The sequence below is a fragment of the Rhodoglobus vestalii genome (genome assembly GCF_006788895.1).
Lineage (GTDB): Bacteria > Actinomycetota > Actinomycetes > Actinomycetales > Microbacteriaceae > Rhodoglobus > Rhodoglobus vestalii.
The window spans coordinates 578,096-602,693 of the sequence record NZ_VFRA01000001.1 but is presented as its reverse complement, the minus strand read 5'-3'; the positions used below and the strand labels follow the sequence as shown (position 1 = coordinate 602,693).

23 protein-coding genes and 1 tRNA gene are annotated in these 24,598 nt (G+C 60.3%); 16 read left to right on the top strand and 8 right to left on the bottom strand.

What is annotated here, in order from left to right; all coding sequences use genetic code 11:
* Positions 1-28: 28 nt before the first annotated feature.
* The 5 genes from FB472_RS02905 to FB472_RS02885 form a co-directional block, all read right to left on the bottom strand.
* The gene (locus tag FB472_RS02905; protein WP_141989580.1) at positions 29-994 is read right to left on the bottom strand and encodes an IS481 family transposase; all 966 of its coding nucleotides are present in this window, start codon (positions 992-994) and stop codon (positions 29-31) included.
* Between the two features lie 93 nt (positions 995-1,087).
* Positions 1,088-1,909: an arginase family protein gene (locus FB472_RS02900; protein ID WP_141989579.1), complete on the bottom strand. Its 822-nt coding sequence runs from the start codon at positions 1,907-1,909 to the stop codon at positions 1,088-1,090.
* Between the two features lie 65 nt (positions 1,910-1,974).
* Positions 1,975-2,712, bottom strand: coding sequence for a hypothetical protein (locus FB472_RS02895; RefSeq protein ID WP_141989578.1), 738 nt, complete (start codon positions 2,710-2,712; stop codon positions 1,975-1,977).
* On the bottom strand, positions 2,705-3,244 hold the full coding sequence (locus FB472_RS02890) for a sigma-70 family RNA polymerase sigma factor (protein ID WP_141989577.1): 540 nt from the start codon (positions 3,242-3,244) through the stop codon (positions 2,705-2,707). The genes FB472_RS02895 and FB472_RS02890 overlap by 8 nt, the downstream gene beginning before the upstream one ends.
* A gap of 104 nt (positions 3,245-3,348) precedes the next feature.
* Positions 3,349-5,232, bottom strand: coding sequence for a phosphoenolpyruvate carboxykinase (GTP) (locus FB472_RS02885; RefSeq protein WP_425467204.1), 1,884 nt, complete (start codon positions 5,230-5,232; stop codon positions 3,349-3,351).
* A 70-nt stretch (positions 5,233-5,302) separates the two neighbouring features.
* Here FB472_RS02885 and FB472_RS02880 point away from each other — a divergent pair, with 70 nt between their 5' ends.
* Positions 5,303-6,739 (top strand): helix-turn-helix transcriptional regulator, encoded by a 1,437-nt coding sequence (locus FB472_RS02880; RefSeq protein ID WP_141989576.1) that lies wholly within the window; start codon positions 5,303-5,305, stop codon positions 6,737-6,739.
* A 92-nt stretch (positions 6,740-6,831) separates the two neighbouring features.
* Here the strand turns inward: FB472_RS02880 and FB472_RS02875 are convergent.
* Positions 6,832-6,904 (bottom strand) — tRNA-Arg (locus FB472_RS02875).
* A gap of 86 nt (positions 6,905-6,990) precedes the next feature.
* Here FB472_RS02875 and FB472_RS02870 point away from each other — a divergent pair.
* The gene (locus FB472_RS02870; RefSeq protein WP_141989575.1) at positions 6,991-7,785 is read left to right on the top strand and encodes a transglutaminase-like domain-containing protein; all 795 of its coding nucleotides are present in this window, start codon (positions 6,991-6,993) and stop codon (positions 7,783-7,785) included.
* Here the strand turns inward: FB472_RS02870 and FB472_RS02865 are convergent.
* The gene (locus FB472_RS02865; RefSeq protein ID WP_246078046.1) at positions 7,782-8,429 is read right to left on the bottom strand and encodes an arginyl-tRNA synthetase; all 648 of its coding nucleotides are present in this window, start codon (positions 8,427-8,429) and stop codon (positions 7,782-7,784) included. The two genes, FB472_RS02870 and FB472_RS02865, sit on opposite strands and share 4 nt — an antisense overlap.
* Before the next feature lie 70 nt (positions 8,430-8,499).
* Between FB472_RS02865 and argS the strand changes: the two genes are divergently transcribed.
* The 9 genes from argS (at position 8,500) to prmC (ending at position 20,335) form a co-directional block, all read left to right on the top strand.
* On the top strand, positions 8,500-10,161 hold the full coding sequence (gene argS, locus FB472_RS02860; protein WP_141989574.1) for an arginine--tRNA ligase: 1,662 nt from the start codon (positions 8,500-8,502) through the stop codon (positions 10,159-10,161).
* A gap of 4 nt (positions 10,162-10,165) precedes the next feature.
* Positions 10,166-11,029, top strand: coding sequence for an LmeA family phospholipid-binding protein (locus FB472_RS02855; RefSeq protein ID WP_246078045.1), 864 nt, complete (start codon positions 10,166-10,168; stop codon positions 11,027-11,029).
* Positions 11,030-11,134: 105 nt separating this feature from the next.
* On the top strand, positions 11,135-12,538 hold the full coding sequence (gene lysA, locus FB472_RS02850; RefSeq protein WP_141989572.1) for a diaminopimelate decarboxylase: 1,404 nt from the start codon (positions 11,135-11,137) through the stop codon (positions 12,536-12,538).
* On the top strand, positions 12,535-13,851 hold the full coding sequence (locus FB472_RS02845) for a homoserine dehydrogenase (protein WP_141989571.1): 1,317 nt from the start codon (positions 12,535-12,537) through the stop codon (positions 13,849-13,851). The genes lysA and FB472_RS02845 overlap by 4 nt, the downstream gene beginning before the upstream one ends.
* Before the next feature lie 3 nt (positions 13,852-13,854).
* On the top strand, positions 13,855-14,946 hold the full coding sequence (gene thrC, locus FB472_RS02840; protein ID WP_141989570.1) for a threonine synthase: 1,092 nt from the start codon (positions 13,855-13,857) through the stop codon (positions 14,944-14,946).
* A complete protein-coding gene (thrB, locus tag FB472_RS02835; protein WP_141989569.1) occupies positions 14,943-15,881 on the top strand; it encodes a homoserine kinase in 939 nt (312 codons plus the stop codon). Before thrC ends, thrB begins: the two co-directional genes overlap by 4 nt.
* A gap of 132 nt (positions 15,882-16,013) precedes the next feature.
* Positions 16,014-18,332, top strand: a complete 2,319-nt coding sequence (rho, locus tag FB472_RS02830) for a transcription termination factor Rho (protein ID WP_141989568.1) — start codon at positions 16,014-16,016, stop codon at positions 18,330-18,332.
* Between the two features lie 2 nt (positions 18,333-18,334).
* Positions 18,335-19,414: a peptide chain release factor 1 gene (gene prfA / locus FB472_RS02825; protein WP_141989567.1), complete on the top strand. Its 1,080-nt coding sequence runs from the start codon at positions 18,335-18,337 to the stop codon at positions 19,412-19,414.
* 48 nt (positions 19,415-19,462) lie between these two features.
* Positions 19,463-20,335 carry a peptide chain release factor N(5)-glutamine methyltransferase gene (gene prmC, locus FB472_RS02820; protein WP_141989566.1) on the top strand — a complete coding sequence of 291 codons (873 nt, stop codon included), beginning with the start codon at positions 19,463-19,465 and terminating at the stop codon, positions 20,333-20,335.
* Between the two features lie 15 nt (positions 20,336-20,350).
* Here prmC and FB472_RS02815 read toward each other — a convergent pair whose 3' ends face one another.
* Positions 20,351-20,965 carry an HAD-IA family hydrolase gene (locus tag FB472_RS02815; protein ID WP_141989565.1) on the bottom strand — a complete coding sequence of 205 codons (615 nt, stop codon included), beginning with the start codon at positions 20,963-20,965 and terminating at the stop codon, positions 20,351-20,353.
* Positions 20,966-21,033: 68 nt separating this feature from the next.
* On the opposite strand from FB472_RS02815, the gene FB472_RS02810 reads away from it, so the two are divergent.
* The 5 genes from FB472_RS02810 (at position 21,034) to atpE (ending at position 24,576) form a co-directional block, all read left to right on the top strand.
* Entirely contained in the window at positions 21,034-21,690 is a 657-nt protein-coding gene (locus FB472_RS02810) for an L-threonylcarbamoyladenylate synthase (protein WP_141989564.1), read from the top strand.
* Positions 21,687-22,916 (top strand): MraY family glycosyltransferase, encoded by a 1,230-nt coding sequence (locus tag FB472_RS02805; RefSeq protein WP_215730465.1) that lies wholly within the window; start codon positions 21,687-21,689, stop codon positions 22,914-22,916. The genes FB472_RS02810 and FB472_RS02805 overlap by 4 nt, the downstream gene beginning before the upstream one ends.
* A complete protein-coding gene (locus tag FB472_RS02800; RefSeq protein ID WP_141989562.1) occupies positions 22,913-23,362 on the top strand; it encodes a Cg1360 family ATP-synthase-associated protein in 450 nt (149 codons plus the stop codon). Before FB472_RS02805 ends, FB472_RS02800 begins: the two co-directional genes overlap by 4 nt.
* Positions 23,363-23,450: 88 nt before the next feature.
* A complete protein-coding gene (gene atpB / locus FB472_RS02795; RefSeq protein WP_170192108.1) occupies positions 23,451-24,302 on the top strand; it encodes a F0F1 ATP synthase subunit A in 852 nt (283 codons plus the stop codon).
* A gap of 49 nt (positions 24,303-24,351) precedes the next feature.
* Positions 24,352-24,576 carry an ATP synthase F0 subunit C gene (gene atpE, locus FB472_RS02790; RefSeq protein WP_141989560.1) on the top strand — a complete coding sequence of 75 codons (225 nt, stop codon included), beginning with the start codon at positions 24,352-24,354 and terminating at the stop codon, positions 24,574-24,576.
* Positions 24,577-24,598: the final 22 nt, after the last annotated feature.

Below are 24,598 nucleotides of genomic sequence, written 5' to 3'. Positions count from 1 at the left end.
GCGGGCACCAGAGTGTGAACTACCTGGCCTAGCTGTAGTTCCCTGTGAGGTTGTGGACGCGGTCTGATGGTGTTTGGCCGCCGATGCCGGTGTGGGGTCTGTGGTGATTGTAGCTGTGGAGCCAGGCTGGGTAGGTTGCCGCGCGTGCTTCGTCGCTGAGGTAGGTGTGGGCGTAGGCCCATTCCTCGGCGAGGGTGCGGTTGAAGCGTTCGACTTTCCCGTTGGTTTGCGGGCGGTAGGGGCGGGTGAATTTGTGGTTGATTGCGGGGCCGAGGGCTGTGGTGAAGGCGGCTGACCGGTAGCAGGAACCGTTGTCGGTCATCACGGCGGTCACGGTGATGCCGGCATCGACGAAGAACTGGTTCGCGCGGCGCCAGAACCCGGACGCGGTTTCCTTCTTCTCATCGTCGAGGATCTCTGAATATGCCAGTCGGGAGTGGTCGTCGACGGCGTGATGCAGGAACGAGTATCCGCGGCCGCCTTTCTGGTTGTTGTGGTTGCCGATGGTGCGGCCTAACTTTCGGTGGCCGCCCCCGTTAGGGATACGTCCTTGTTTCTTGATATCAACGTGCACCAGCTCGCCCGGTATCGCTTTCTCATAGCGCACGGGTTTTGATCGTCGGACGAGGAGTCCCGTGCTTTGGTCGAGCCAGGCGAGTTTTGGCATCCGATAGCGGGCTAGTACCCGCTCGACTGTGGAGCGATTGAGGTGCAGGTGGTAACTGATCCGATGTGGTCCCCACCGACGGGTGAATCGCAACGCGATGATGCGTCGCTCAAGGCGGCGCGAGGTGCGCGCCGGTGAACGATTCGGTCGTGAGGAGCGGTCAGTCAGGGGTTGACAAGCGCGAAAACGTGCAGCCCATTTCGATGCTGTTGATGGTGAACATTGGAATCGTTCTGCGGCACGACGAGCGGACCAGCCGCCTTCCACGATCAGACGAGCAAGACGAAGCCGCCCCTCCGGGGCGAACGGGGCGTTAGCGTGAGTCATGAAGACCTTCGGTTGGGGATGTGAGGGTGGTACCCACATCCTGCCGGAGGTCTTCGCTAACTCGCGCGATCACAACGTCCCGGGGAACTACACCTAGCTGGCGGAGGTGATGGCACCAATCAGCCGCAAAATGGTCGGCAGATCATCCGCTGCCTGGGATATGGATGCCGGGGCAAACTCAGTGATTCCCGCCCCGGCGAGGGGATACTTCGCGACGACAGCGCGAATCGTTTCGGCGAGAACCGTGGGCGAAATCCCGAAGGGAACCGGGGAGCCCAGCCCGGCGAAGTCGGCGGGGTCAAGCACGTCGAGATCGATGTGCAGGTAGACGGATTCTGCTCCGGTAGCCTCGATCGCATCAAGCACGGCGTCGGCGGAGAATTCACCAGCGCCGATCGAACGAATTCCCGTCTGCTGAATGTAGGCGTCTTCTTCAGGGTCAGCGGAGCGGATCCCCGCAAGAATTACCCGGTCGGCGGTGAGCGAATGTGCCGGCAGGAGAGCGCCCGGTCCTTCGCCGAGCAGCGTCCGCAGCACCATCCCGGTGAAGGCGCCCGTGGGGCTCGACTCCGGAGTGTGCAGGTCGGGGTGCGCGTCGATCCACACCACGGCCGGCGAACTGGCACTGACGTGCTCGATCGCCGCGAGTTCAACCCCGCAGTCGCCACCGATCGTGACGTGAATCGCGGGCTCAGCCGCAAAAGCGTGGTGTGTTCGCTCTCTCACAAGAATAAGTGAACTGAGCCGCTGTACTCCGGTTCCTTGGTGGTCGCCCGCCTCAAGAGGGATGTCGACCGAGCGAGTCGATGCGGAGGGCAGATCGCCCCGGATCGCGTCGGCACCATCGACGAGTTGCATGGCACGCGATGATCCCGAACCCTGCCACTGCGGAGCGACAACAAAGTTGATTGTCATTCGACACGCCTTTCGTACATTTTTCGAACACACCGTACTGAGAACCTACCGCCCGAGTGCGGAAACTACTCGAGAACAACGGTCGCGGCAGAGCTTCGAACCTCAGCCGCAGCACCATCGGTAGCGTCATTGGGCACAAACGCAAGGGACGTACTGACGGTGTAGATGCCGGGTTCGAGCCTGCCACCGGTGTCACTGGTCGTGCAGTCGCAGATGTCGAGAGAAATCGCAAACTCAAGGCTTTGCCCCGGCTGAAGATTCACCGGGGTGACCGACAAAATCTGGGCGTCAGGACTGTGGGAGATGGACACCTCGTCGCGGGTGAGGTTCAGATCGGGGACTGTCGCAGTTGTTCCCGTGACCGCAACATCCGAAGTATTGGTGAGTCGAACAGAGCCGAAAGCGCTGCCGGATGAACGTATCGGGCCGGGTAGGTCGACCTCGAGCGTAAGCCCGTAGGGCGAGGCAGCCTGGCTGGGAATAATCGCCCCGCAAGTTTCTGTGTCAGCAAAAGTGTTCGGCGCGAGGAGCGACTCAGCGGCGCCAGCCTCCGAGTCGCTTTCCGCTCGCGAGCTGGAATCCTCTGCCATGATCCCCGCCGAAGTGAGATCGTTCGCGGGCGGGAATGTGTTCACACCGGCAAAAACAAGGGATGCCGCCGCGAGAACACCTACCGTGCCTACAGCGAACTGCCGTGGTCGGCGTCGAGCCTTGCTGCGCGACACTATGGTGTCAGCGTCGATCGGGATCGCGGGGGTTTCGCCGTCAGCGAAGTATGAGCGCATCTGGGATTCATCAACCATGGCGGCCCCCAAGGTTGTCTGGGTCGGCGCGATCGAGACCGGCAGCCATTCGGGCTAGCGCATCACTGAGATACCGTTTCACCGCACCGGGGCTGATCTGCAGGGTCTCGGCAATGTCATCCACTGTGAGGTCTTCGTAATAGCGCAGCACCAGGCAGGCTCGTTCACGCGGTCGCAGCTTCATCAATTGGGATTGGATGTCGATGCGGGTCTCAGTGTTGGCATCCGCTGGTGGCTGGCTTTCGGGCTCGGCGGTGAGGTGGGCAATTTTTCTCCAACGACTGATGCGCCGGCCTCGGTCGAGATAGGTGTTGAGAATCGCCCGGCGCACGTACGCCTCAGCGCTCACTATCGTAAATCCGTTGCGTAACCGACCGAAGGTTTTGACGAGCGCATCGTGCACGAGGTCGGATGCATCTTCACGGTTGCCGGAGATTAGATACGCATAGCGCGTCAAGGCTTCGCCTCGCTCGGCGACGAGTTGCGTGACCACGTCTTCCCACCGGGCAGGGGTGTTTTCGGTCTCAGTCACTGAGCCCCTCCTCGCCGTCATCTCTATTGTGGCCGAGGAATGGCCAACAGTTAGCGCAATTGTGGTCACACTAGTTAAGACGAACGACGAGGCGGTTTCGTTGGTTAGGCGTCGAGGCGCGCTTTCAGGTGTTCAAGTTGCCGCGTTACCGCAGCCGGAACGCGACCGTCGAAGGTTGCAAAGAACTCTTCAGTGGATGCTGCTTCTGCTTTCCATGAGTCGGTGTCGATCGCAAATAGCTGCTGCATGGTCTCGTCGCTGAGCTCAAGACCGTGGATGTTGAGGTCGCCGTCGCGCGGGAGCAAGCCGAGAGCGCTGTCGCGGGCAGCAAGCTGTCCGTCGACACGGTCAAGGATCCACTCGAGCACGCGCGAGTTCTCGCCAAAGCCTGGCCACAGGAAGGATCCGTCTGGGCCTTTGCGGAACCAGTTCACTTGGAAAATACGAGGCACAGTGCCTGATGTGCGCAGATCTTGGCCGACTGAGAGCCAGTGCGCCCAGTGATCGGCCATGTTGTATCCGCAGAACGGCATCATGGCAAACGGGTCACGCCGTAGTTCGCCGATGGTGCCTTCGGCGGCCGCCGTTCGCTCAGATGAGATAGTGGCGCCCAGGTAGACGCCATGCTCCCAATCTCGTGCCTCCACCACTAGCGGCACGTTGGTCGCGCGGCGACCGCCGAAGATTATTGCGTCAATGACGACGCCCTGTGGTGATTCCCAGTCATCTGCGATGGTGGGGCATTGTGCTGCTGCCACAGTAAAACGTGAGTTTGGGTGCGACGACGGAGTGCCAGATTCTGGCGTCCAATCGTTTCCCTGCCAGTCGATGAGGTGCTCAGGCGCCTCATCGGTCATTCCTTCCCACCAGACGTCGCCGTTGTCTTTTAGCGCGACGTTGGTGAAGACGGTGTTGCCCCAGATGGTGTCCATCGCGGTCTCGTTGGTGCTGTATCCGGTTCCCGGAGCCACGCCAAAGAAGCCAGCTTCGGGGTTGATGGCACGAAGTCGGCCGTCGGCCCCTTTGCCGAGCCACGCGATGTCGTCACCGATTGTTTCGGCTTTCCAGCCGGGAATCGTGGGCTTGATCATCGCAAGATTTGTTTTGCCACACGCGCTGGGGAATGCCGCGGCGATGTGGAAGACACGACCGCGCGGGTTGGTGAGTTTGAGCAGAAGCATGTGCTCGGCGAGCCATCCTTCGTCGCGAGCAATTACCGAGGCGATGCGAAGCGCGAACGACTTCTTGGCGAGAATCGCGTTGCCGCCGTAGGCAGAACCAAATGACCAGATCTCTCGGGTCTCTGGGAAATGACTGATGTATTTGGTCTGATTGCAGGGCCACGGCACATCGGTATCGTTGGCGGCTAGCGGTGCTCCGACACTGTGGATGGCGCGCACCCATTCCGTGGAGTCATCAATCGATTCGAGAACCGCGGTTCCCATGCGCGTCATGATGCCCATGCTCATGACGACGTAGGGGGAGTCGGTGACTTGAACACCGATTTTGGCGAGAGGGGAACCAAGCGGTCCCATGGAGAACGGTACGACGAACATGCGGCGACCGCGCATGCTGCTGGCGAAGAGTCCGTCGAGGGTGGTGCGCATTTCGGCGGGAGGGGCCCAGTTGTTGGAGGGGCCTGCGTCGCTCTCGTTGACGGAACAGATGAAGGTGCGTGATTCGACGCGAGCGACGTCGCTGGGGTCGCTACGGGCGAGGAAGCTGTGAGGGCGGTACTCATCGTTGAGGCGGGTGAGCGTTCCGGCTTCGACCATGAGTTCGGCGAGTTGGTCGGCTTCTTCGGCGCTGCCGGTGCACCAGACGATCTCGTCGGGCTGCGTCAACGTGGCGATTTCGTTCACCCAGGTGATGACGCTGTGGTCGGTCCCGTCGGGTGCGGAGCAGTGGGTCTTTGTCAACTCGGCGATGCTCATTTCTACCTTCCGCTGAGGCTCGTGGTTCTGAAAAAATTGCTCTTCTTCGATCATGAACCTTTTTTTTGCACGTTGCTGCCGATTTGGGTGAAAAGAATCTGCATTCTTTAGTTATAGTGATCCTGTGAATGATCTTGTGACTTTAGGCCAACGCATCCGCCATTTCCGTACCAGCGCCGGTTTCACCCTTGACCAGCTCGGCGACCGCGTGGGTGTCGCGGGTAGCCAACTCTCTCTCATGGAGAACGGGCGACGAGAGCCGCGACTGACCCTGCTATCTGCGATCGCTTCCGCCACGGACATCCAGTTGGCTGATTTGCTTGATGAGGCACCACCGACCAAGCGTGCGGCCCTGGAGATCGAGCTGGATCGGGTGCAGCGCAGCACCATTTACGCCTCGTTGGGGTTACCTAAAATTCGCCCATCGAAGGGCATTCCGGATGAGACGCTGGAGGCGATCGTGGGATTGCATCACGAACTGGCTACCCGTTCGCGTAAGGCCATTGCAACTCCCGAGGAGGCACGCCGCGCCAACACCGAGCTGCGCCAACACATGCGAACTCTTGACAACTACTTGCCCGATCTTGAGGCCGAAGCAGAAAAACTTACGATTGCCGGCAATCACACCACCGGGGCGCTCACCCACCGCGCGGTCAGTTTGATGGCAGAGTCGCTGGGATTTGAGCTGGTTCATGTGCACGATCTGCCACACTCTGCGCGTTCGGTCACTGACCTCAAGCACGGCCGCATCTATTTGCCGCCTGCTTCGATTCCGGGCGGACACGGTCTGCGTTCGATGGCGTTGCAGGCGATGGCACACCGCGTGCTTGGTCACACCGAGCCCACCAGCTATGCCCAGTTCCTGCATCAGCGTCTCGAGATTAATTACTTTGCGGCCGCAGTTTTGATGCCATTGAAGCAGTCCGTCGGTTTCTTGAGCGACGCTAAAGCACAGCGCAACATCGCGGTGGAGGATTTTCGGGATGCCTTCGGCGTCACCCATGAGGCGGCAGCGCTTCGCTTCACTAATCTTGCGACTTCGCACCTTGACCTCGAAACCCATTTCTTGCGCGTCGGCGATGATGGCGCCGTCTACAAGGCGTACGAGAATGACGGTCTGCGCCTGCCGGTGGATGTCACGGGCTCAGCCGAGGGGCAGTTTGTGTGCCGCAATTGGAGCGCGCGCACCGCCTTCACTCGCACTAACCGCACCACCGAGTTCTACCAGTACACCGACACCCCTGACGGTAGCTTCTTCGAATCTACCCAGACGGGAACCACGGATGCCGAAGAGTTCTCGATCACGATCGGTGTGCCGTTTTCGCATTCCAAATGGTTCCGCGGGCGTGCGACCGACATCCGTCGGTCGTCCACGTGCCCCGATGAGACCTGCTGTCGCAAACCGGAAGACGCTTTGCGCGACCGCTGGGCGGGCAACGCGTGGTCGAGCGCAAAACTGCACGCCCATATTCTGTCGCCGCTACCGTCTGGAACCTTCCCGGGAGTGGATGACCGTGAGCTCTACGAATTTTTGGAGTCGCACTCGAGCGACGCGCAGTAACGCTGCGTCGTCTCGTAGCTGAGGTGACCGTCACACGGGAGAAGGGAAGCCCGCGCGGCGGCGATGCGGCGGATCGCAGCGAAATTTTTTTGTGCCCCCGGAGGGAATCGAACCCCCGACCTACGGTACCGGAAACCGGCGCTCTATCCCCTGAGCTACGAAGGCAAGGAGGCAATCCTAGCAAGCAATTACCGCGACCCTACGCACGATGTTCTGATGTCCACTTCAGCTTCCCGTGACAGTATCGTCCGATGCTGCGCACCGTTTCGTCCCATCAAGAACTTGATCTTCGCGGTCGCACCGAAATGGTGTTTAGTATCGCGGTTTCTGCGCACTGGCCCACGGCATCCGAATCGGCGAATTTTGTGTTGGATGGTGAAGCCCAGCAACCAACAGAGTTGGTCGATGCCCGCGGAACCCGCTTGCATTCGCTGATCGCGGGTCCCGGGCGTCTGGTCGTGGATTATGCCGCCACCGTCGAAGAGCCCCCGGCGCCAGCCCCGCTCAATGAACTCGACCGGGTTGAGTATCTGCGCCCTAGTCGATACTGCGAGTCTGATGCTCTCACTCCTACTGCTCGCTCGTTGTTCCCGAGCCAGACGGGTCACGAGTTGGTGCAGGCAGTTCGCGATTGGGTCTCGCAGAATCTCCGCTACACCCCGGGGGTGTCTGTGGCCACTGATGGTGCCGAACATTCGCTGCTGACGCGACGGGGTGTGTGTCGCGATTATGCCCACCTAACGGTCGCGATGCTGCGGGCGAAAGATGTGCCCGCTCGCTACGCGTCTGTGTATGCGCCGGGCCTGAGCCCGATGGATTTTCACGCGGTTGCCGAAGCTTATGTTGATGGAGCGTGGTGGGTGGTCGATTCCACCGGTCTGGCGCCGAGACAATCACTCGTGCGAATCGCTACTGGCCGTGATGCAGCGGATGTCGCGTTCCTCAGCAACCACTGGGCCGACCTTTTTTTGCAGAATCTTGTGATCACCGCGACGGCCGATGTGCTGCCCGTTGACGACCACCGGTCACCAGTGCAACTTGCCTAATTGAGTGCGGCGCGCACGTCGGAGACCAGCTCTGCTGCATCTCCGGCTTCGAAGAATGCTTCCGAACTGAGGGTTGCCCAGTACGCACCACTGAACATCTGCGCGGTGCCGGTGCCGCCAGCCGCAGCAAAGTAGCCGTCGAAACCACTCGCAGGACCGCCCGCGTTCGACTTCAACCCGTCGAGCTTGTTCGGTGCGGGCTTGGCCACGGAAACATCGATCATTACTCCGCTGGTGGAATTCTCCCAACGGCAGGCAACACCCTTCGACGCGAGCGCGGTCGCGGCAGGTGTTCCGGCGGCCGGGGTGAAGCTATTGAGCAGCAAAAAGTTGGGGTTGAAGTCATACATTGCTTGCGGCGAGATCAGGTCAGTGCAGGCCACATCAACGGCGGTCGCCTCCGGGTCGTTCGGTGCCGAACTGGCGGGCTCCGGCTCGGCGCTGGGTGTGCTCGATGGGTTAATCGTGCGCGTCGGGTTCAGCCCAGTACGGTCGGGCTCTGCCTGAACACACGCCGTCAACAGAAGAGCGGATGCACTGAGTGCGATAACTGCAGGAAGAACGCGAAGTCGAAGAGCCATAGTTCCATTCTCGTGACCTGCACCGGCAAAGGCGAGTAGTGACCCGGCCAAGTTGCGAACCACGCCACCTATCCTGAGCAGGGCCGCCCCATCCCGAACAGAACTTCAGCGCCCGCACAGTACGCTTGATCCTGTGAATCCTGCCGATCTTTCTGCCACCCTGCTCACTGTTGTCATCCGCATTGCGGCTGACCGCGGCACGCCCGATCTGGGCCTGACGGTGAGTGATCTGGTGTTGGAGCGACCGCGCAATCGCGATCACGGTGATTGGGCATCCAACATCGCTATGAAGCTGGCGAAGCCGCTGGGGGCAAACCCGCGCGAGTTGGCGACCGAGATTGCTGAGCAGGTGCGCACCATTGATGGCATCGCTGGGGTGGATGTCGCTGGTCCCGGTTTCATTAACATCACCCTGGATGCTGCTGCCGCGGGGGCACTCGCCAAGACCATCGTCGAGCAAGGGGAGACCTACGGTCACAATGATTCGCTCGCGGGTCAGACCATCAACTTGGAATTCGTGTCGGCCAATCCCACTGGTCCGCTGCACATCGGTCATACCCGGTGGGCGGCACTGGGGGATTCGCTGGCCCGTGTGCTGAAGGCTGCCGGTGCCCAGCTTGTCAGCGAGTTCTACATTAATGATGCGGGCAATCAGATGGACAACTTTGCGGCCTCGATTCTTGCCGCTGCGAAGGGCGAGCCGACTCCGGAGAACGGTTACCCGGGTGCCTACATTGCGGAACTCGCGAAGGGCGTGTTGGCATCGAACCCCGAAGTGCTTGAGCTTGACCATGAAGCGGCGATTGCTGTCACCCGCGAGCGCGGTTACGAAATGCAATTGGGGGAGCTGAAGAAATCTCTTGCCGACTTCAACGTGCACTTCGATGTCTGGTTCAGTGAGCGCACCCTGCACGCCACGAACGCTGATGGCACGAGCGCGATCGATGACGCTGTGGAGCGGTTGCGAGCCCAAGGACACGTAGCAGATATCGACGATGCCGTCTGGGTCACCACGACCGATTTCGGCGATGACAAAGACCGCGTCATCAAGCGTGGCAATGGTGTCTACACCTACTTCGCCGCCGATGCTGCCTACTACCTGAGCAAGGGTGACCGTGGTTTCGCCCACAAGATTTACCTGCTTGGTGCCGACCACCACGGTTATGTGCACCGCCTTAGGGCGCTCGCGGGAGCTGCTGGTGACGACCCCGCCAAAGATATTGAGGTGCTGATCGGTCAACTGGTGAGCATCAATGGTGCGCGGCTGTCGAAGCGTGCCGGCAACATCATTGAGCTCAATGACCTGCGCAACTGGCTGGGAACGGATGCTCTGCGCTACTCACTGGGGCGTTATCCAGCTGATTCGCCCCTCACCCTCGACCCCGAGGTGTTGCAGAAGCGCACCAACGACAACCCAGTTTTTTACGTGCAATACGCCCACGCCCGCACGCACAGCGTCGCCCGCAATGCGGGGGAGTCGGGGGTGGATCGCCAAGTTTTCGATGCCTCGCTCCTCACCCACGAAACGGAAAGCATCCTGCTGGGCGTGCTCGCCGAGTTTCCGCGCATCGTCGCCCAGGCCGCAGAACTGCGCGAGCCGCACCGAATCGCGCGCTTTGCGGAAGAACTCGCCGGCAGTTATCACCGTTGGTACGACCAGTGCCGCGTGACTCCGATGAATGACGAAGAGGTAACCGACGTTCACCGCACGCGCCTCTGGGTGAATGACGCGGTGGGTCAAGTGCTTCGCAACGGCCTCTGGATGCTCGGCGTCAGCGCACCTGAGCGGATGTAGGCCCGTGGGCACTGAAGAACAGCCGACAGCCGAAAAGGCAACAGTCGAACTCGTGCTCGGCGGCGACACGGTGGCGGATTCGGAGAACCCGAAGCCGACGAAGAAGCGTCGGCGGTGGCTCTGGTGGCTGATCGGTGGGGTTGTTGTGGTAATTCTCGTCGTGACTGTTGTGCTGGTGGAGACCGTCGGACGAACCGTGGCGACAGAAATCGTGCGCGACAGGATCGTCACCTCCTTGGGCCTTGCCTCGAGTGATGACGTGGCTGTCGATCTCGGTTCAGGGTCGCTGTTGGTGCAGGTGCTGACCGGAGGAGTGGATGTCGTCACTATCGACATTGATCGCTTCGAGGTGAACGGGCTCACGTCATCCGCGCGCCTCATCGCCACCGAGGTGCCACTGGATACGACGCAAGCTCTTGAGACGCTCACAATTGATGTCACGGTGCCCGGCGATCAGATCGATCAACTCGCGGGCAGTCTGAGCGGTCTCGATCTTGATTCGATTGAGCTGGTTGGTTCGGCTATTCGGGTGAGCACGGTGTTCGAACTGTTCTTCATTCGGGTCCCCGTTGCGGTGGATCTCGTGCCTGTCGCCGCCGGTAACGCTATTGCCTTTGAACCCGAGTCGGTGTTGCTCGGTGACGAGCAAATCTCGGTCGCCGACCTGCGAGAGAATCAGCTGTTCTCGGGCCTCGCGGGCAGCCTCCTCGACTCGCGCGAATTCTGCGTCGCGTCCTCCCTGCCCACCGCGCTCACGATCGATGACGTAACGATTCAGGGCACAGACCTGGTGATTCAGCTCAGCGCTGACGGCATCCCGCTTGATGATGCTCAGTGGCAGCAATACGGGGTCTGCCCTGAGCCGTAACCCGATTCAGCGCCAGCCGCGACTGCCGTTAGAGTGGTCAGCATCCCCAATGCTTGTGCGGACACAATCCGCCGTTTTCCGTCTACATCTCTGTGAGGTGCGACCGTGTTCGCGAACCCGCTGGCGCCCGAGTGGCTCGAAGCTCCCGCCGAGGCAAATTCTTTGCCATCGACTGTGTGGTCGCGAAATTCTGCGCGCACAGAATCGGGTGAACTGGCGATAGCCGGCGTGACCGTGACTGCACTGGTGCGCGACTTCGGCACTCCCGTGTATGTGATTGACGAGGCGGATGCGATTGCGCGCGCCACCGACATTGCGGCCGCATTCGAGAGCGAATTCGCCCGCATTGGCACCACGGTCAAGGTGTACTACGCGGCTAAGGCGTTTCTGTGCACCGAAGTTGCCCGGTGGATGACGGCCGCCGGCCTAAACATCGATGTGGCTTCGGCGGGCGAGATGGCGGTTGCGCTCGCGGCCGGTGTCGATGCGTCGCGTTTGGGATTCCACGGCAACAACAAAAGTCTTTCCGAGATCGACCGTGCTGTGTGCGCGGGCATCGGCCCCATCGTTATCGACAGCGTCGTCGAAATCGGTCGGGTTGCTGAAGCCGCCGCACGGCACGGTCGAACCCAGCGGGTGCGATTGCGCATCAATAGCGGGGTTCATGCATCAACCCACGAATATCTGGCAACGGCGCGAGAAGATCAAAAGTTTGGTGTTCCTTTGGCTGAGGCTGAGGCGGTGGTGGCGCAGATTCGCAGCCATTCTTCGCTTGAGTTTGTGGGCATCCATTCGCATATTGGGTCGCAGATTTTTGACACGGCGGGTTTTGCGGAGGCTGCGCGGCGATTGCTGGAGTTGCATGCCCGGCTTTCGGTTGATGCGCCTGTGCCGGAACTGAATCTGGGCGGTGGCTTCGGGATCGCCTACACCTCCGTTGACCGGGCGCTGCCGGTGGCTGAACTGGCCGCGTCTCTTGCCTCGATCGTTGAGGCGGAGTGCACGCGTTTGGGCATCGTGGTGCCTGTGATTGCCATTGAGCCGGGCCGTTCGATCATTGGCCCGTCGACGACCACTCTTTACACGGTGGGAACGATCAAGGATGTTCTCGTCGATGGCGAAGCGGTACGTAAATACGTCAGTGTTGATGGCGGTATGAGTGACAACCTGCGCACCGCACTCTATGGTGCTGACTATTCTGCTCGCCTTGCGAACCGAACCTCAGAAGCCGACCCGGCACTAGTGCGCATTGCAGGCAAGCACTGTGAGGCGGGCGATATCGTCGTGCGGGCAGAGTACTTGCCTGGCGATGTGGAGCTTGGTGACCTCATTGCGGTGCCTGCAACGGGGGCCTACGGCTGGGCGATGTCAAACAACTACAACTATCTTGCTCGGCCGCCCGTGGTGGCCGTCCGCGACGGACATGCCCGCGTCATTGTGCGGGGCGAAACCGAAGACGACCTACTTCGCCGCGACGCGGGAATCACACCATTGGGAGAGTCTGAATGATCGAATACCGTAACCTTCGCGTCGCAGTTTTGGGAGGCGGAAGTGTCGGATCCCAGGTCACCGCCCTCCTATTGGAGCACGCTGATGAGCTTGCGGCGCGAGCCGGAGCCGGGCTCGAAGTTGTCGGTGTCGCCGTGCGCGATCTCGATGCACCGCGTGATACCGACATCCCGAAAGAGTTGTTGACCACCGACGCAGAGTCGCTCATTGTCGGTGCCGACATCGTGATCGAATTGATCGGTGGGCTTGAGCCGGCGCGCACCTGGATTCTCAAAGCACTGCATTCGGGCGCTGACGTGATCACCGCCAACAAAGCGCTCCTCGCCCACCACGGCGCGGAACTTTTCGAAGAAGCAGCCCAGGTGGGCGCACAGCTCTACTACGAAGCGGCTGTTGCGGGAGCAATCCCGATCATCCGGCCGCTGCGTGACAGCCTCGCCGGCGATCGCGTGCAGCGCATCCTCGGAATCGTTAACGGAACCACCAACTTCATTCTTGACCGCATGGATGTCACGGGTGACAGTTTTGACAACGCCCTCGCCGAAGCAACTCGCCTCGGTTTCGCCGAAGCCGACCCCACCGCCGATATTGAAGGCTACGACGCAGCACAAAAAGCTGCGCTTTTGGCGAGCTTGGCGTTCCACACTCGCGTGCCGCTAGACGCCGTGCATCGTGAAGGCATTACGACGGTCACGGCCGATCAGGTAGTGGCAGCGCGCAAAGCTGGCTATGTCGTGAAACTTCTCGCGATCTGTGAGCGAGTGTTGAATGCTGACGGCGGAATCGATGGAGTGAGCGCCCGCGTACACCCCGCGCTGGTGCCGCTGACTCACCCGCTCGCGGCAGTGCATGGCGGCAACAATGCGGTGTTCGTTGAGGCCGAGGCCGCAGGCAGCCTCATGTTTTATGGGGCTGGCGCTGGCGGGCTGGAAACGGCATCCGCGGTTCTGGGTGATGTTGTGTCGGCGGCGCGTCGTCATGTGATCGGTGGCCCCGGTGTTGCCGAGTCAACGCACGCAGATCTCCCCATTTTGCCGATTTCGCGGGTGTTGACGCGCTACCAGATCACGCTGACTGTGGTGGATGAGCCCGGAGTGCTTGCCACAATCGCTGCAGTGTTTAGCGACCACGGAGTTTCGGTGGAGGCGGTCAACCAGACTGTTGGTGCGGTAATTGAGGGTGTGCCAAGCGCTACCCTTATCACGGTGTCGCACGAAGCCACCGATGAGTCGCTTGCCGCCACGGTGGCCGCGCTGGCCGATAATTCGGTGGTGCGTGAAGTTGTGTCCGTTTTGAGAGTTGAGGGGCTGTAACCAGTGGGTAGCGAAATCAGGAACCGGCAATGGCGCGGCGTGCTTCACGAGTATGCCGATCGTCTGAATATCTCGGAGTCCACCCCGATCATCACGCTCGGCGAAGGCGGAACCCCCCTGATTCCGGCACCGGCACTGTCTCAGCGCACGGGAGCCAACGTGTGGGTGAAGTTCGAGGGAATGAACCCTACGGGCTCCTTTAAAGACCGCGGTATGACGATGGCGATCTCGAAGGCTGTCGAGCACGGCGCAAAGGCTGTCATCTGCGCGTCGACCGGTAATACGTCGGCGTCGGCCGCGGCCTACGCCGCCCACGCGGGAATCACGGCGGCAGTTCTCGTGCCCGAAGGCAAGATTGCGATGGGCAAGCTCAGTCAGGCCGTCGCCCATAACGGCGAACTCATTCAGGTGCAGGGCAACTTCGACGACTGCCTCGATATCGCTCGTGACCTTGCCGACAACTACCCGGTGCACCTCGTGAACTCGGTGAACCCCGACCGTATCGAGGGCCAGAAAACGGCAGCATTTGAGGTCGTCGAAGTCTTGGGCGATGCTCCCGACTTCCACATCGTGCCGGTCGGTAATGCCGGAAACTACACCGCCTACTTCCGTGGCTACAGCGAAGAACTTGCACGTTCGGCCACCACCAAGCTTCCGCGCATGTTTGGCTTCCAAGCCGAGGGCAGCGCACCGATCGTGCTGGGCGAAGTCGTCAAGAATCCCGAGACGATCGCCAGCGCGATCCGCATCGGTAACCCCGCGTCGTGGCACCTCGCGACGGAAGCGCACACGGTTTCTCATGGTTACTTCGGTGCCATCAGCGATGCCAAGATTCTGGAAGCCCAGCGTATTTTGTCGGCCGAGGTTGGCATCTTTGTGGAGCCGGCATCCGCCATCAGCGTCGCTGGTTTGCTCGAGCGTGCCGAGGCTGGTCAGATTCCGCGCGGGTCAACGGTCGTTCTCACGGTTACCGGTCACGGTTTGAAGGACCCGCAGTGGGCGCTCAAAACCGCCAGTGGGGATGACATCACCCCGACGATCGTTCCCGTTGACACGGCAGAGGTCGCAAGCGTGTTGGGGCTGGCCAAGGCATGACTTCGCTGGTCGGTCGCAGCGTTGTTGTGCGCGTGCCGGCGACCTCAGCAAATCTGGGGCCAGGATTCGACACTCTGGGGTTAGCCCTCTCACACTATGACGAGCTCATCGTCACAGCGGTCGAGGGAACCGGTGTCACAATCGTCGTGACCGGTGTGGGTGCTGGCATCGTGGCAACGGACGAATCAAACCTCGTTATTCAGGCGATTCAGCACTGCTTCACCCACTTCGCGCAGCACCTCCCTGCCCTCCACGTGCAGGCAAATAACATCATTCCCCACGGTGGTGGGCTCGGCTCATCTGCGGCAGCAATTGTCTCCGGAGTCATGGCAGCGAAGGGACTGCTTGCCGGCATCGTTGAGATGGATGCCGCAACCCTCCTCATTCTTGCAACCGAGCTCGAGGGGCACCCCGACAATGTCGCGCCCGCGCTCTTGGGTGGGCTCACGATCGCGTGGAGCACCGAGACGGGGCCGCAGGCGAAGAAACTGATCGTGCACCGCGGGGTCTCACCGCTGGTGTGCGTTCCCGACTCTCAAGTCTCGACAGCACACGCCCGCAGCCTCCAGCCCGAAACGGTGCCCTACGCCGATGCTGTCTACAACATTTCACGCGCCGCACTGCTCATAGCGGCGCTCGCTCAGAGCCCAGAGTTGCTTCTCGAAGCTACCGGTGACCGACTCCACCAGGATTACCGGGCAGCGGCGATGCCGCAAACGACCGAATTGATTCGGATGCTGCGCTCTCACGGTCACGCCGCCGTAGTTTCGGGTGCCGGACCCTCTGTCTTGGTGCTCGCCGATGACCCGGCCCGACGCCTTGAGGCGATGGCTCTGGTCAAGGAGCACGCGGCCGCTTCGTGGGAATGTCTTCTCTTAGCCGTGGACTTCAAAGGTGCTACAGTAAATGAGCACCAGGTAGAAGTTACGGCGTAGTCGTAGCATCCCGGTTGCACTTCACCCCGTCGCATCCCCGAATTAGATTCCTGCGCATCCGCGTAGACATCGGTGAGCGACTAGCTCTCCGCCATCGCTCGAAAGCGTGGTCGGGGAAAGGAACCCCAAGTAGTGACTGACGTCAATAACCACGCATCTAGCGTGGATTCCCGTGCCGCGCTGAGCGCGTTGCGACTGCCCGAGCTTCACGCAATGGCAGCCGAACGCGGCATCACCGGTGCATCAAAACTTCGCAAAGGAGATCTCGTGAACGCAATCAACGAGAAGAACAGCAACACCGAATCATCCGCACCCGCCGCTGCGGAGACAGCCGCAGCTCCGGCACGCAAGCGTGCTTCGCGCCGCGTCACGAGCACCGATGGAGCCGCCATTGCCGGCGTCGAGGTTCCCGCGGGAGCCCCGCAGGTAGCGAAAACTGATTCACCCATGAACGACTCCGCGGCACCGGCAGGCGAGCAGAAGCCGAAGACGGCTGCCCGCAAGAAGAAGGTCGACGCGGCTCCCGCAGCAAGTGAATCGGAGGCCGCAACAGGCTCCACCGGTGCTGCCGACTCGGCAGCAGCATCCGATGCTCCCGCCGCTGAGGCAGCGCCTAAGCGCAACCGTCGCAGTTCTAGCCGCGCAGCAGAAGCCCCTGCAGCGTCACACGATGACGCCAAGAATGGTGCTTCGACCGATGCTAAGTCGAGCGATGCTAAGTCGAGCGACGCCCAGTCGGACGCCCAGCGCGATGCCGACAAGAAGAGCGACGCTGACAAGAACAGCGACAAGACTAGCGACTCCGGCAAGGGCCGCAGCGCTGGTCGCAACAAGCGCGATAACAGCTCTGACAGTGCGGACAAGAGTGGCGACAAGAGCGACAAGAACAGCAATTCTGGCCGCGGATCTTCGGAGTCCGATTCCGACAACGACAACGACAACGACGGTGACAACAACAACGACAACGACGGTGACAACAACTCCGACAACGAGTCGGGTTCGGGTCGCAACCGCAACCGTAACCGCAGCCGCAACGGTCAAAACAACGACGGCTCGGGCCGTCAGAACAACAACCGTCGCGGGAACAACGGCGGTGGCAACGAGCCTCGTGAGAACCGTGAACCGCGCGATAATCGTGAGAACCGTGACAACCGCGGCAATAACAACAACGGCAACAACGATGACTCGCGCGGCAATGACGCTGACTCTGAGCGCGGCGGTCGTGGCCGTTACCGTGACCGCAAGCGCGGCCGCGGAAACCTGGGTGACGACTTTGAGCCCGAGATCACCGAAGATGACGTACTGATTCCGGTTGCCGGCATCCTCGACGTTCTCGACAACTACGCTTTTGTGCGTACCACCGGATACCTTCCCGGCAACAGCGATGTTTACGTCTCGCTCGGTCAGGTCAAGAAGTACAACCTGCGCAAGGGCGACGCTGTTGTTGGTGCAATCCGCCAGCCACGCGAGGGCGACAACAACCAGGGCCGCCAGAAGTACAACGCCATTGTGCGCATCGACTCCATCAACGGGCTTCCCGTTGAAGAAGCGGCGAACCGCGTTGAATTCGGCAAGCTCACCCCGCTCTACCCGCAGGAGCGTCTGCGTCTCGAGACCGAGCCATCGATGCTGTCGACTCGGATCATCGACCTCGCGGCGCCCATCGGTAAGGGCCAGCGTGGCCTCATCGTTTCGCCGCCGAAGGCAGGCAAGACGCAGGTCTTGCAGGCCATCGCGAACGCGATCTCCAAGAACAACCCCGAGGTTCACCTCATGGTTGTTCTCGTTGACGAGCGTCCCGAAGAGGTCACCGACATGCAGCGCACCGTCAAGGGTGAAGTTATCGCTTCCACCTTCGACCGGCCAGCTGAAGATCACACCACGGTTGCAGAACTCGCGATTGAGCGCGCCAAGCGTCTTGTCGAGCTCGGTCACGACGTTGTCGTGCTGCTCGACTCGATCACGCGCCTCGGTCGTGCCTACAACCTCACCGCGCCACAATCAGGTCGGGTGCTGTCTGGTGGAGTTGATTCCGCAGCGCTGTACCCACCGAAGCGTTTCTTCGGTGCGGCCCGCAATGTTGAAGAGGGTGGCTCGCTCACCATCATCGCGACCGCGCTCGTTGAGACCGGTTCGAAGATGGATGAAGTGATCTTCGAAGAGTTCAAGGGCACCGGCAACATGGAACTGCGTCTGTCGCGCCAGCTCGCCGACAAGCGCATCTTCCCGGCGGTCGATGTCAACGCATCCGGAACCCGTCGTGAAGAGATGCTTCTCGGCGCCGACGAAGTGAAGGTCACCTGGAACCTGCGTCGTGCCCTTGCCGGTCTCGATCAGCAGGCAGCCCTCGAGATCGTGTTGAATAAGCTAAAGGACACGCAGTCGAACGTCGAGTTCCTCATGCAGATCCAGAAGTCACTTCCGACCACCAACGGCAAAAAAGAGGACTAACAATGTTCGAGTCAGTACAAACGCTGCTGACCGAGCACGAGGATCTCGAGGGTCAGCTTGCTGACCCCGAGCTCCACTCTGACCCGGTCCGCTCAAAGAAAGTCAACCGTCGCTACGCGGAGTTGTCGCGCATTGTTGCTGCGTACCACCAGTGGCGTCAGTTGACGGATGACCTTGCGGCAGCCACCGAAATGGCTGATGAAGATGAGTCGTTTGCTGCCGAAATTCCGGGGCTCACAGAGACGCTCGAAGCCGTTCAAGAGAAGCTTCGCCGCATTCTGATTCCCCGAGATCCCAACGATTCTCGTGACGTGATCATGGAAATCAAGATGGGTGAGGGCGGAGCCGAATCGGCTCTCTTCGCCGGCGACCTGCTGCGTATGTACTTGCACTACGCCGAGTCGAAGAAGTGGAAGACGGAGATTATTTCACAGACGTCGAGTGACCTCGGCGGCATCAAAGACGCTCAACTGGCGATCAAGGGTTCGTCAAGCGATCCCGCTGAGGGCGTGTGGGCCCACCTGAAATATGAAGGGGGTGTGCATCGCGTTCAGCGCGTGCCAGCCACCGAATCTCAGGGTCGCATCCACACCTCGGCTGCAGGTGTGCTCGTATTCCCTGAGGTAGACGAGCCCGAAGAGGTTGAGATTCATGCCAACGATCTCAAGATTGACGTCTATCGGTCATCGGGTCCCGGCGGTCAGTCGGTCAACACCACTGACTCCGCTGTTCGCATTACTCACCTTCCGACCGGCATCGTCGTGGCGATGCAGAACGAGAAATCGCAACTGCAAAACCGTGAAGCCGGCATGCGAGTGCTGCGGGCGCGCATCCTTGCGCGGTATCAGGAAGAGGCGGATGCTAAGGCGAGCGAATACCGCAAGAGTCAGATCCGCACAATGGATCGTTCGGAGCGCATTCGCACCTACAACTTCCCCGAAAACCGCATCGCTGATCATCGCACCGGCTACAAGGCCTACAACCTTGATCAGGCCATTAACGGAGCGATGGAGCCGGTCATCCAGTCGTGCATCATCGCCGATGAAGAGGCACGGCTGGCAGAAATCGGCAACGACTCCTAAGCAACGCAGTGACTGCCGAGCACAACAAGTGATTGTCGAGAACATGAATTGACGGCCGACCACAACATCAGCGTCACGGACCTTATTGGCAATGGCGCTGAGCTCTTGAGCGTTGGGGGAGTGCCCAGCCCGGCGGTTGATGCGGAGCTTCTTGTTGCCCATGTGCTCGAGCTGAGCCGGGGGGAGCTTCGAGCGCGAGCGGTGACCGGTGCAACGGTGCCGCCAGTGTTGCACACTCAAATCCGCGCACTTTTTGCTCGCCGGGCTGCCCGCGAACCCCTGCAGCACATCACGGGGATCGCGCCGTTTCGCAGCCTCGAGTTGCGGGTCGGTCCCGGTGTTTTTGTGCCGCGACCAGAAACAGAAACGGTCGTGCAGTTCGCGATCGACGCTCTCAATGCCAGTGCCACGCCCGAGCCAATCGGTGTCGATCTCGGCACCGGCAGCGGGGCCATTGCGCTGTCAATGGCCACCGAGGTTATTCGTTCACGCATCTACGCTGTCGAACTTTCCCCCGAGGCGATGCCGTACACAGCTCAGAACTTTCACCGCTACGGCCTCACCAATGCCACCCTGGTGAACGCCGATCTGGGTGAAGCGCTTGCCGAGCTCGATGGCACCGTTGACGTTGTAATCTCGAACCCGCCCTACATTCCTGCGGCCGCCATACCGCGCGATTTAGAGGTTCAACTTCACGACCCAGCATTGGCTCTCTACGGCGGCGAAGATGGCCTGGATGTGGTGCGCCGCGTGTCAACGACAGCGCGCCGTTTGCTTCACCAGGGCGGCACTCTCGTGCTTGAGCATGGCGAAGAGCAGGCATCGGCGATTGCCGCGCTGCTCACGGCAGACGGCTGGAACGCCGTAGCCCACCACAGGGACCTGCTCGGGCGAGACCGAGCCACGACCGCGCTGCTGTAGCTTTTACTCGCGGTGCTAGGCGCGCGCTTGGGCGAACTCTTCGATCGCTGCGTGCAACCCGGCCCCGTCGAGAAACTGGTGGCCGGTGATTCCGATCCCTTGTGCGCCAACAATGTTCTCTTCCCGATCATCGACGAAGAACGCGTTACCGGCTTTTATTCCGTAGGCCTCGAGCGTGCGCTCGTACACCACGGGGTCAGGCTTGCGCGCGCCGTAGTGGCTTGAGGTGCGCAGGTGATTGCCAAAGATATCGACAAGTTCTGGGGCCAGCGTCGGAAGGTGGTCGCCGAGAAGGGCGCCGTTGTTGGTGAGCAGGGTTACCTGACCCAGTTCTGAAGCGCGTCGTGCGGCGGCGAGCGAATCGGGCCACGGTGTCATTGCGGCGGCCCTGATTTCGACCCAGCGGTCGACATCCACTTTTTGCCCGATTGCTTCTTCGAAGGCGGCGAGGTACTCGTGCCCGGTCCGATAAAGGCCTGCTTCGGCTCCGATTTCGCCGTCGTGGTGCCACCAGAGGCGGCGCAGTTCGAGAAAGCTGAGGCTGGTCAACTCACTCATTGCGGCCATTCGCGCTCGCCAGTCGTAGTCGTAGAGCACGTCATCCATGTCAAAGATGAAAAGCAGCGTCATTGTTGGCCATCACTATCTGTTAGTCGTGCTCAGTCTTTCACTGTTTAGACCGGTACCATATTGGGGACATGGATGACCTTTACGATTGCGCAGACGATGCTCAGCTTCTCACCGGCATGCGGCTCGCTCGCGTTGCCCTCGGTCGAGGTGATCTCGTTGTCATACCCACTGACACTGTCTATGGCGTTGCTGCGGATGCGTTCCAACCCGCGGCCGTGCAGAAACTGATCGATGCAAAGGGGCGCACTCGCCAGTCCCCTCCGCCCGTGCTGATTCCGGGCATCCCGACCCTCGACGCTCTTGCTGCGGCGGTCCCCGATGAGGTGCGCACTCTGGTCGCCGAATTTTGGCCCGGTGGCCTGACGATTATTTTGCCGGCGCAGCCTTCGCTCAGTTGGGACCTGGGGGAGACCCACGGCACGGTTGCTTTGCGGATGCCGTCAAACCGCATCGCCCTTGAACTTCTGTCTGAGACTGGCCCGCTTGCGGTCTCGAGCGCCAACAGCACAGGTCTTCCTGCGGCTCGCACAGCAGTGCGAGCTCAAGAAATGCTCGGTGACTCGGTATCCGTATACCTCGATAATGGTGAGAGCGGCGAACTTGCGTCGACCATCGTTGATGCCACGGGGCTGCTGCATGAAGACGGCAAGTTGCGCATTGTGCGGGAGGGCGTCATCTCGGCCGACGCTATCCGTCAACTGATCGGGGCCGATCGTTGCGAATAATTTTCTATCTGCTCGTCGCAGGGATCGCGGCGATCGTTACCTATGCGCTCGCGCTATTGGTGCTCAAGCTGAGCCTCAAGTATCGGCTTTACCCCCAGGTTCGCCAGCGCGATGTTCATACTCGCCCCACCCCGCGCCTTGGTGGGGTGGCGATGTTCTTTGGCATTCTGGTGGCCTTTGCGGTGGCCTCCACTCTGGGCAACTTCTCGCTCATCTTCAACGAGCCGGGCAAAGTATTTGGTTTGTTGGGCGCCGCGCTGATCATCGTGATTATTGGTGTCGCCGACGATATTTGGGATCTTGATTGGCTAACCAAGCTTGCCGGCCAGATCATCGCAGCAGGGGTGCTCGCTTGGCAGGGCGTGCAGCTGTCCACTCTGCCCATTGGCGGCCAGACCATCGTTTCTCCGTACGTTTCTCTCATCATCACAATCTTTGCCGTTGTCTTGGTGATGAATGCCGTCAATTTCATCGACGGGCTCGACGGGCTCGTCGCGGGCGTCGCGGTGATCGCCAACGGCGTCTTCTTTGTCTATGCCTACCTGTTGCAGTCTCAAGCTCAGACCGAATACTTCAACTTGGCGTCACTCACCACGGCAATCCTCATTGGCGCGTGTGTAGGGTTCCTTCCGATCAACTTCCATCCCGCCAAGATGTTTATGGGCGACGCGGGAGCGTTGCTGGTCGGACTCCTGATGGCGGCATCCGCAATTTCTGTGACCGGGCAGGTGGATGCCAGCTACCTGGCCCAGCCCGACAAGTTCACCCTTGATTTCCTCCCTGCCTTCATCCCCATCCTGCTGCCCGTGGCGGTACTCGTTATCCCGCTGCTCGATTTCGGGCTCGCGATCATTCGCCGCCTGCGTGCGGGAAAGTCGCCGTTTACGGCTGACCGCAAGCACCTCCACCACCGCCTGCTCGACATGGGTCATTCGCATCTGCACGCCGTGCTGATTCTCTATAGCTGGACCGCCGTTGCCTCGGTGGGAGTGCTTGCGTTCACGTTCGTGCCGTGGCGTTGGGCGGCTCTCATGTTCGTTGCAGGGCTTGCGTTGTGTGCCGCGATCACTCTGGCTCCGCTGAGCCGAAGCAAAGCGCGCGAAGCCGCCGCACAGCGTGGCGGCCCGGAACCAGAATCTCTCACCGACGACGCACGCTACGACGGTTTGGATGCCGCATCCGCCGATACCTCACCAACGCACCACTCAAAGGAACCCATCGAATGAAGTCTTCCGCCATCCTCGGCCGCGCGCTCGCCTACGGCGCGATTCTGACTGTGGGCATAGCTTTGCTCGGGTCGGTAATTGGGTTCCTTGTTGCTGGCAGCTCTGGACTGGTCAGTGCCTTGATCGGGGCCGGCCTTACGGCGCTCTTCATGGGGCTCACCGCTGGCAGCATTGTGCTCGCGTCGCGCGCAACGAAAGGGGATCCTTCGAGCACCCTGTTCTTTGGAATCGTGCTCGGCGTCTGGCTGCTCAAGTTCGTCGTTTTCATCACGATTTTGGTCATTCTGCGCGGGCAACCGTTCTTGGATCCAGTGGTATTTTTCTTCGCGGTCCTCGCTGCGGTCGCTGGCAGCCTTGTTGTCGATGTGCTCGCCTTCGTTCACGCCCGCGAAAGCTACGTCCCCGGTGTCCAGCTACCGGGTGAAGGTAGCTCGACGTCAAACTAATCTGTCGGATTCGCCAGTTGATTCGTCGTGAGCGTAAATCTCTTGATAGGATTTGGATCAATTCGACCCCCACTTTCTCGCCGCGTGACTGCACGCCCCGATTCTGGAGACAGCGCTGTTACATCACGCTCTTACACTTCTAGCGCCCTTTGCCACCGATGACGGATCCGGCGACGGGGGTTTCACCGGTCCTTCGCTAGTCGACTTTTTCCCGCAAGCGTTCCTCTTCGAGGGAACACCGTTCGAGATTAACCGAATCATGATGGTCCGCTTTATTGCTGTCGCCGTCCTGATCTTGCTCTTCTGGCTCGGTACCCGTCGTATGCGCATGATCCCGGGCCGCGGCCAAAGCCTGATTGAGATGACTGTCGGCTTTGTTCAGTCGAACATCGCTGATGGTGCCCTTGGCAAAGAAGAGGGCAAGCGGTATATGCCGCTGCTCGCGACCATGTTCTTTATGGTGTTTGCGATGAACGTCACCGGCATTGTTCCCGGGCTCAACATTTCCGGCACATCGGTAATTGGTGTCCCCTTGGTACTCGCCGTAGTCGCGTACATCGCCTTCATCTACGCGGGCATCAAGAAACAGGGAATGAACTTTTTCAAGTCATCCTTGTTCCCTGCAGGGGTTCCGCCGTTGCTGTACATAGTCGTTACGCCGATTGAGTTCCTCTCGACCTTCATTCTTCGTCCAGTCACTCTTACTTTACGACTTCTGATGAACATGATCGCGGGCCACATGCTGCTCGTGCTGTGCTTCTCTGCGACGCAATTCTTCTTGTTCACCGCTGGTGGCCTGTTTGGGCTCTTCAGCATTGGCACCCTCGCTTTTGGCTTAATTTTCACCATCTTCGAGCTCCTCGTTGCGCTACTTCAGGCTTATGTCTTCACATACCTGACGGGCGTCTATATCCAGCTCGCGCTGGTCGAAGAGCACTAGACCGATCCCGGCATCCGCCTGGATTAAAAAACCACGGAAGGAAACACAAATGAACGTCGCAGAAGTGACTGGAAACATCGCCCCCCTCGCATTCGGTATTGCAACCATCGGACCGGCTCTGGGTGTAGGCATCGTTGTTGGCAAGACTGTTGAGTCGGTAGCACGCCAGCCAGAACTTCAGGGCCGTCTCACCGGTCTTATGTTCCTCGGTATTGCATTTATCGAGGCGCTCGCGTTCATCGCGATCGCTGTTGCATTCATCCCGTTCCCGTAACCACTAACCGACTGAGGAGGCT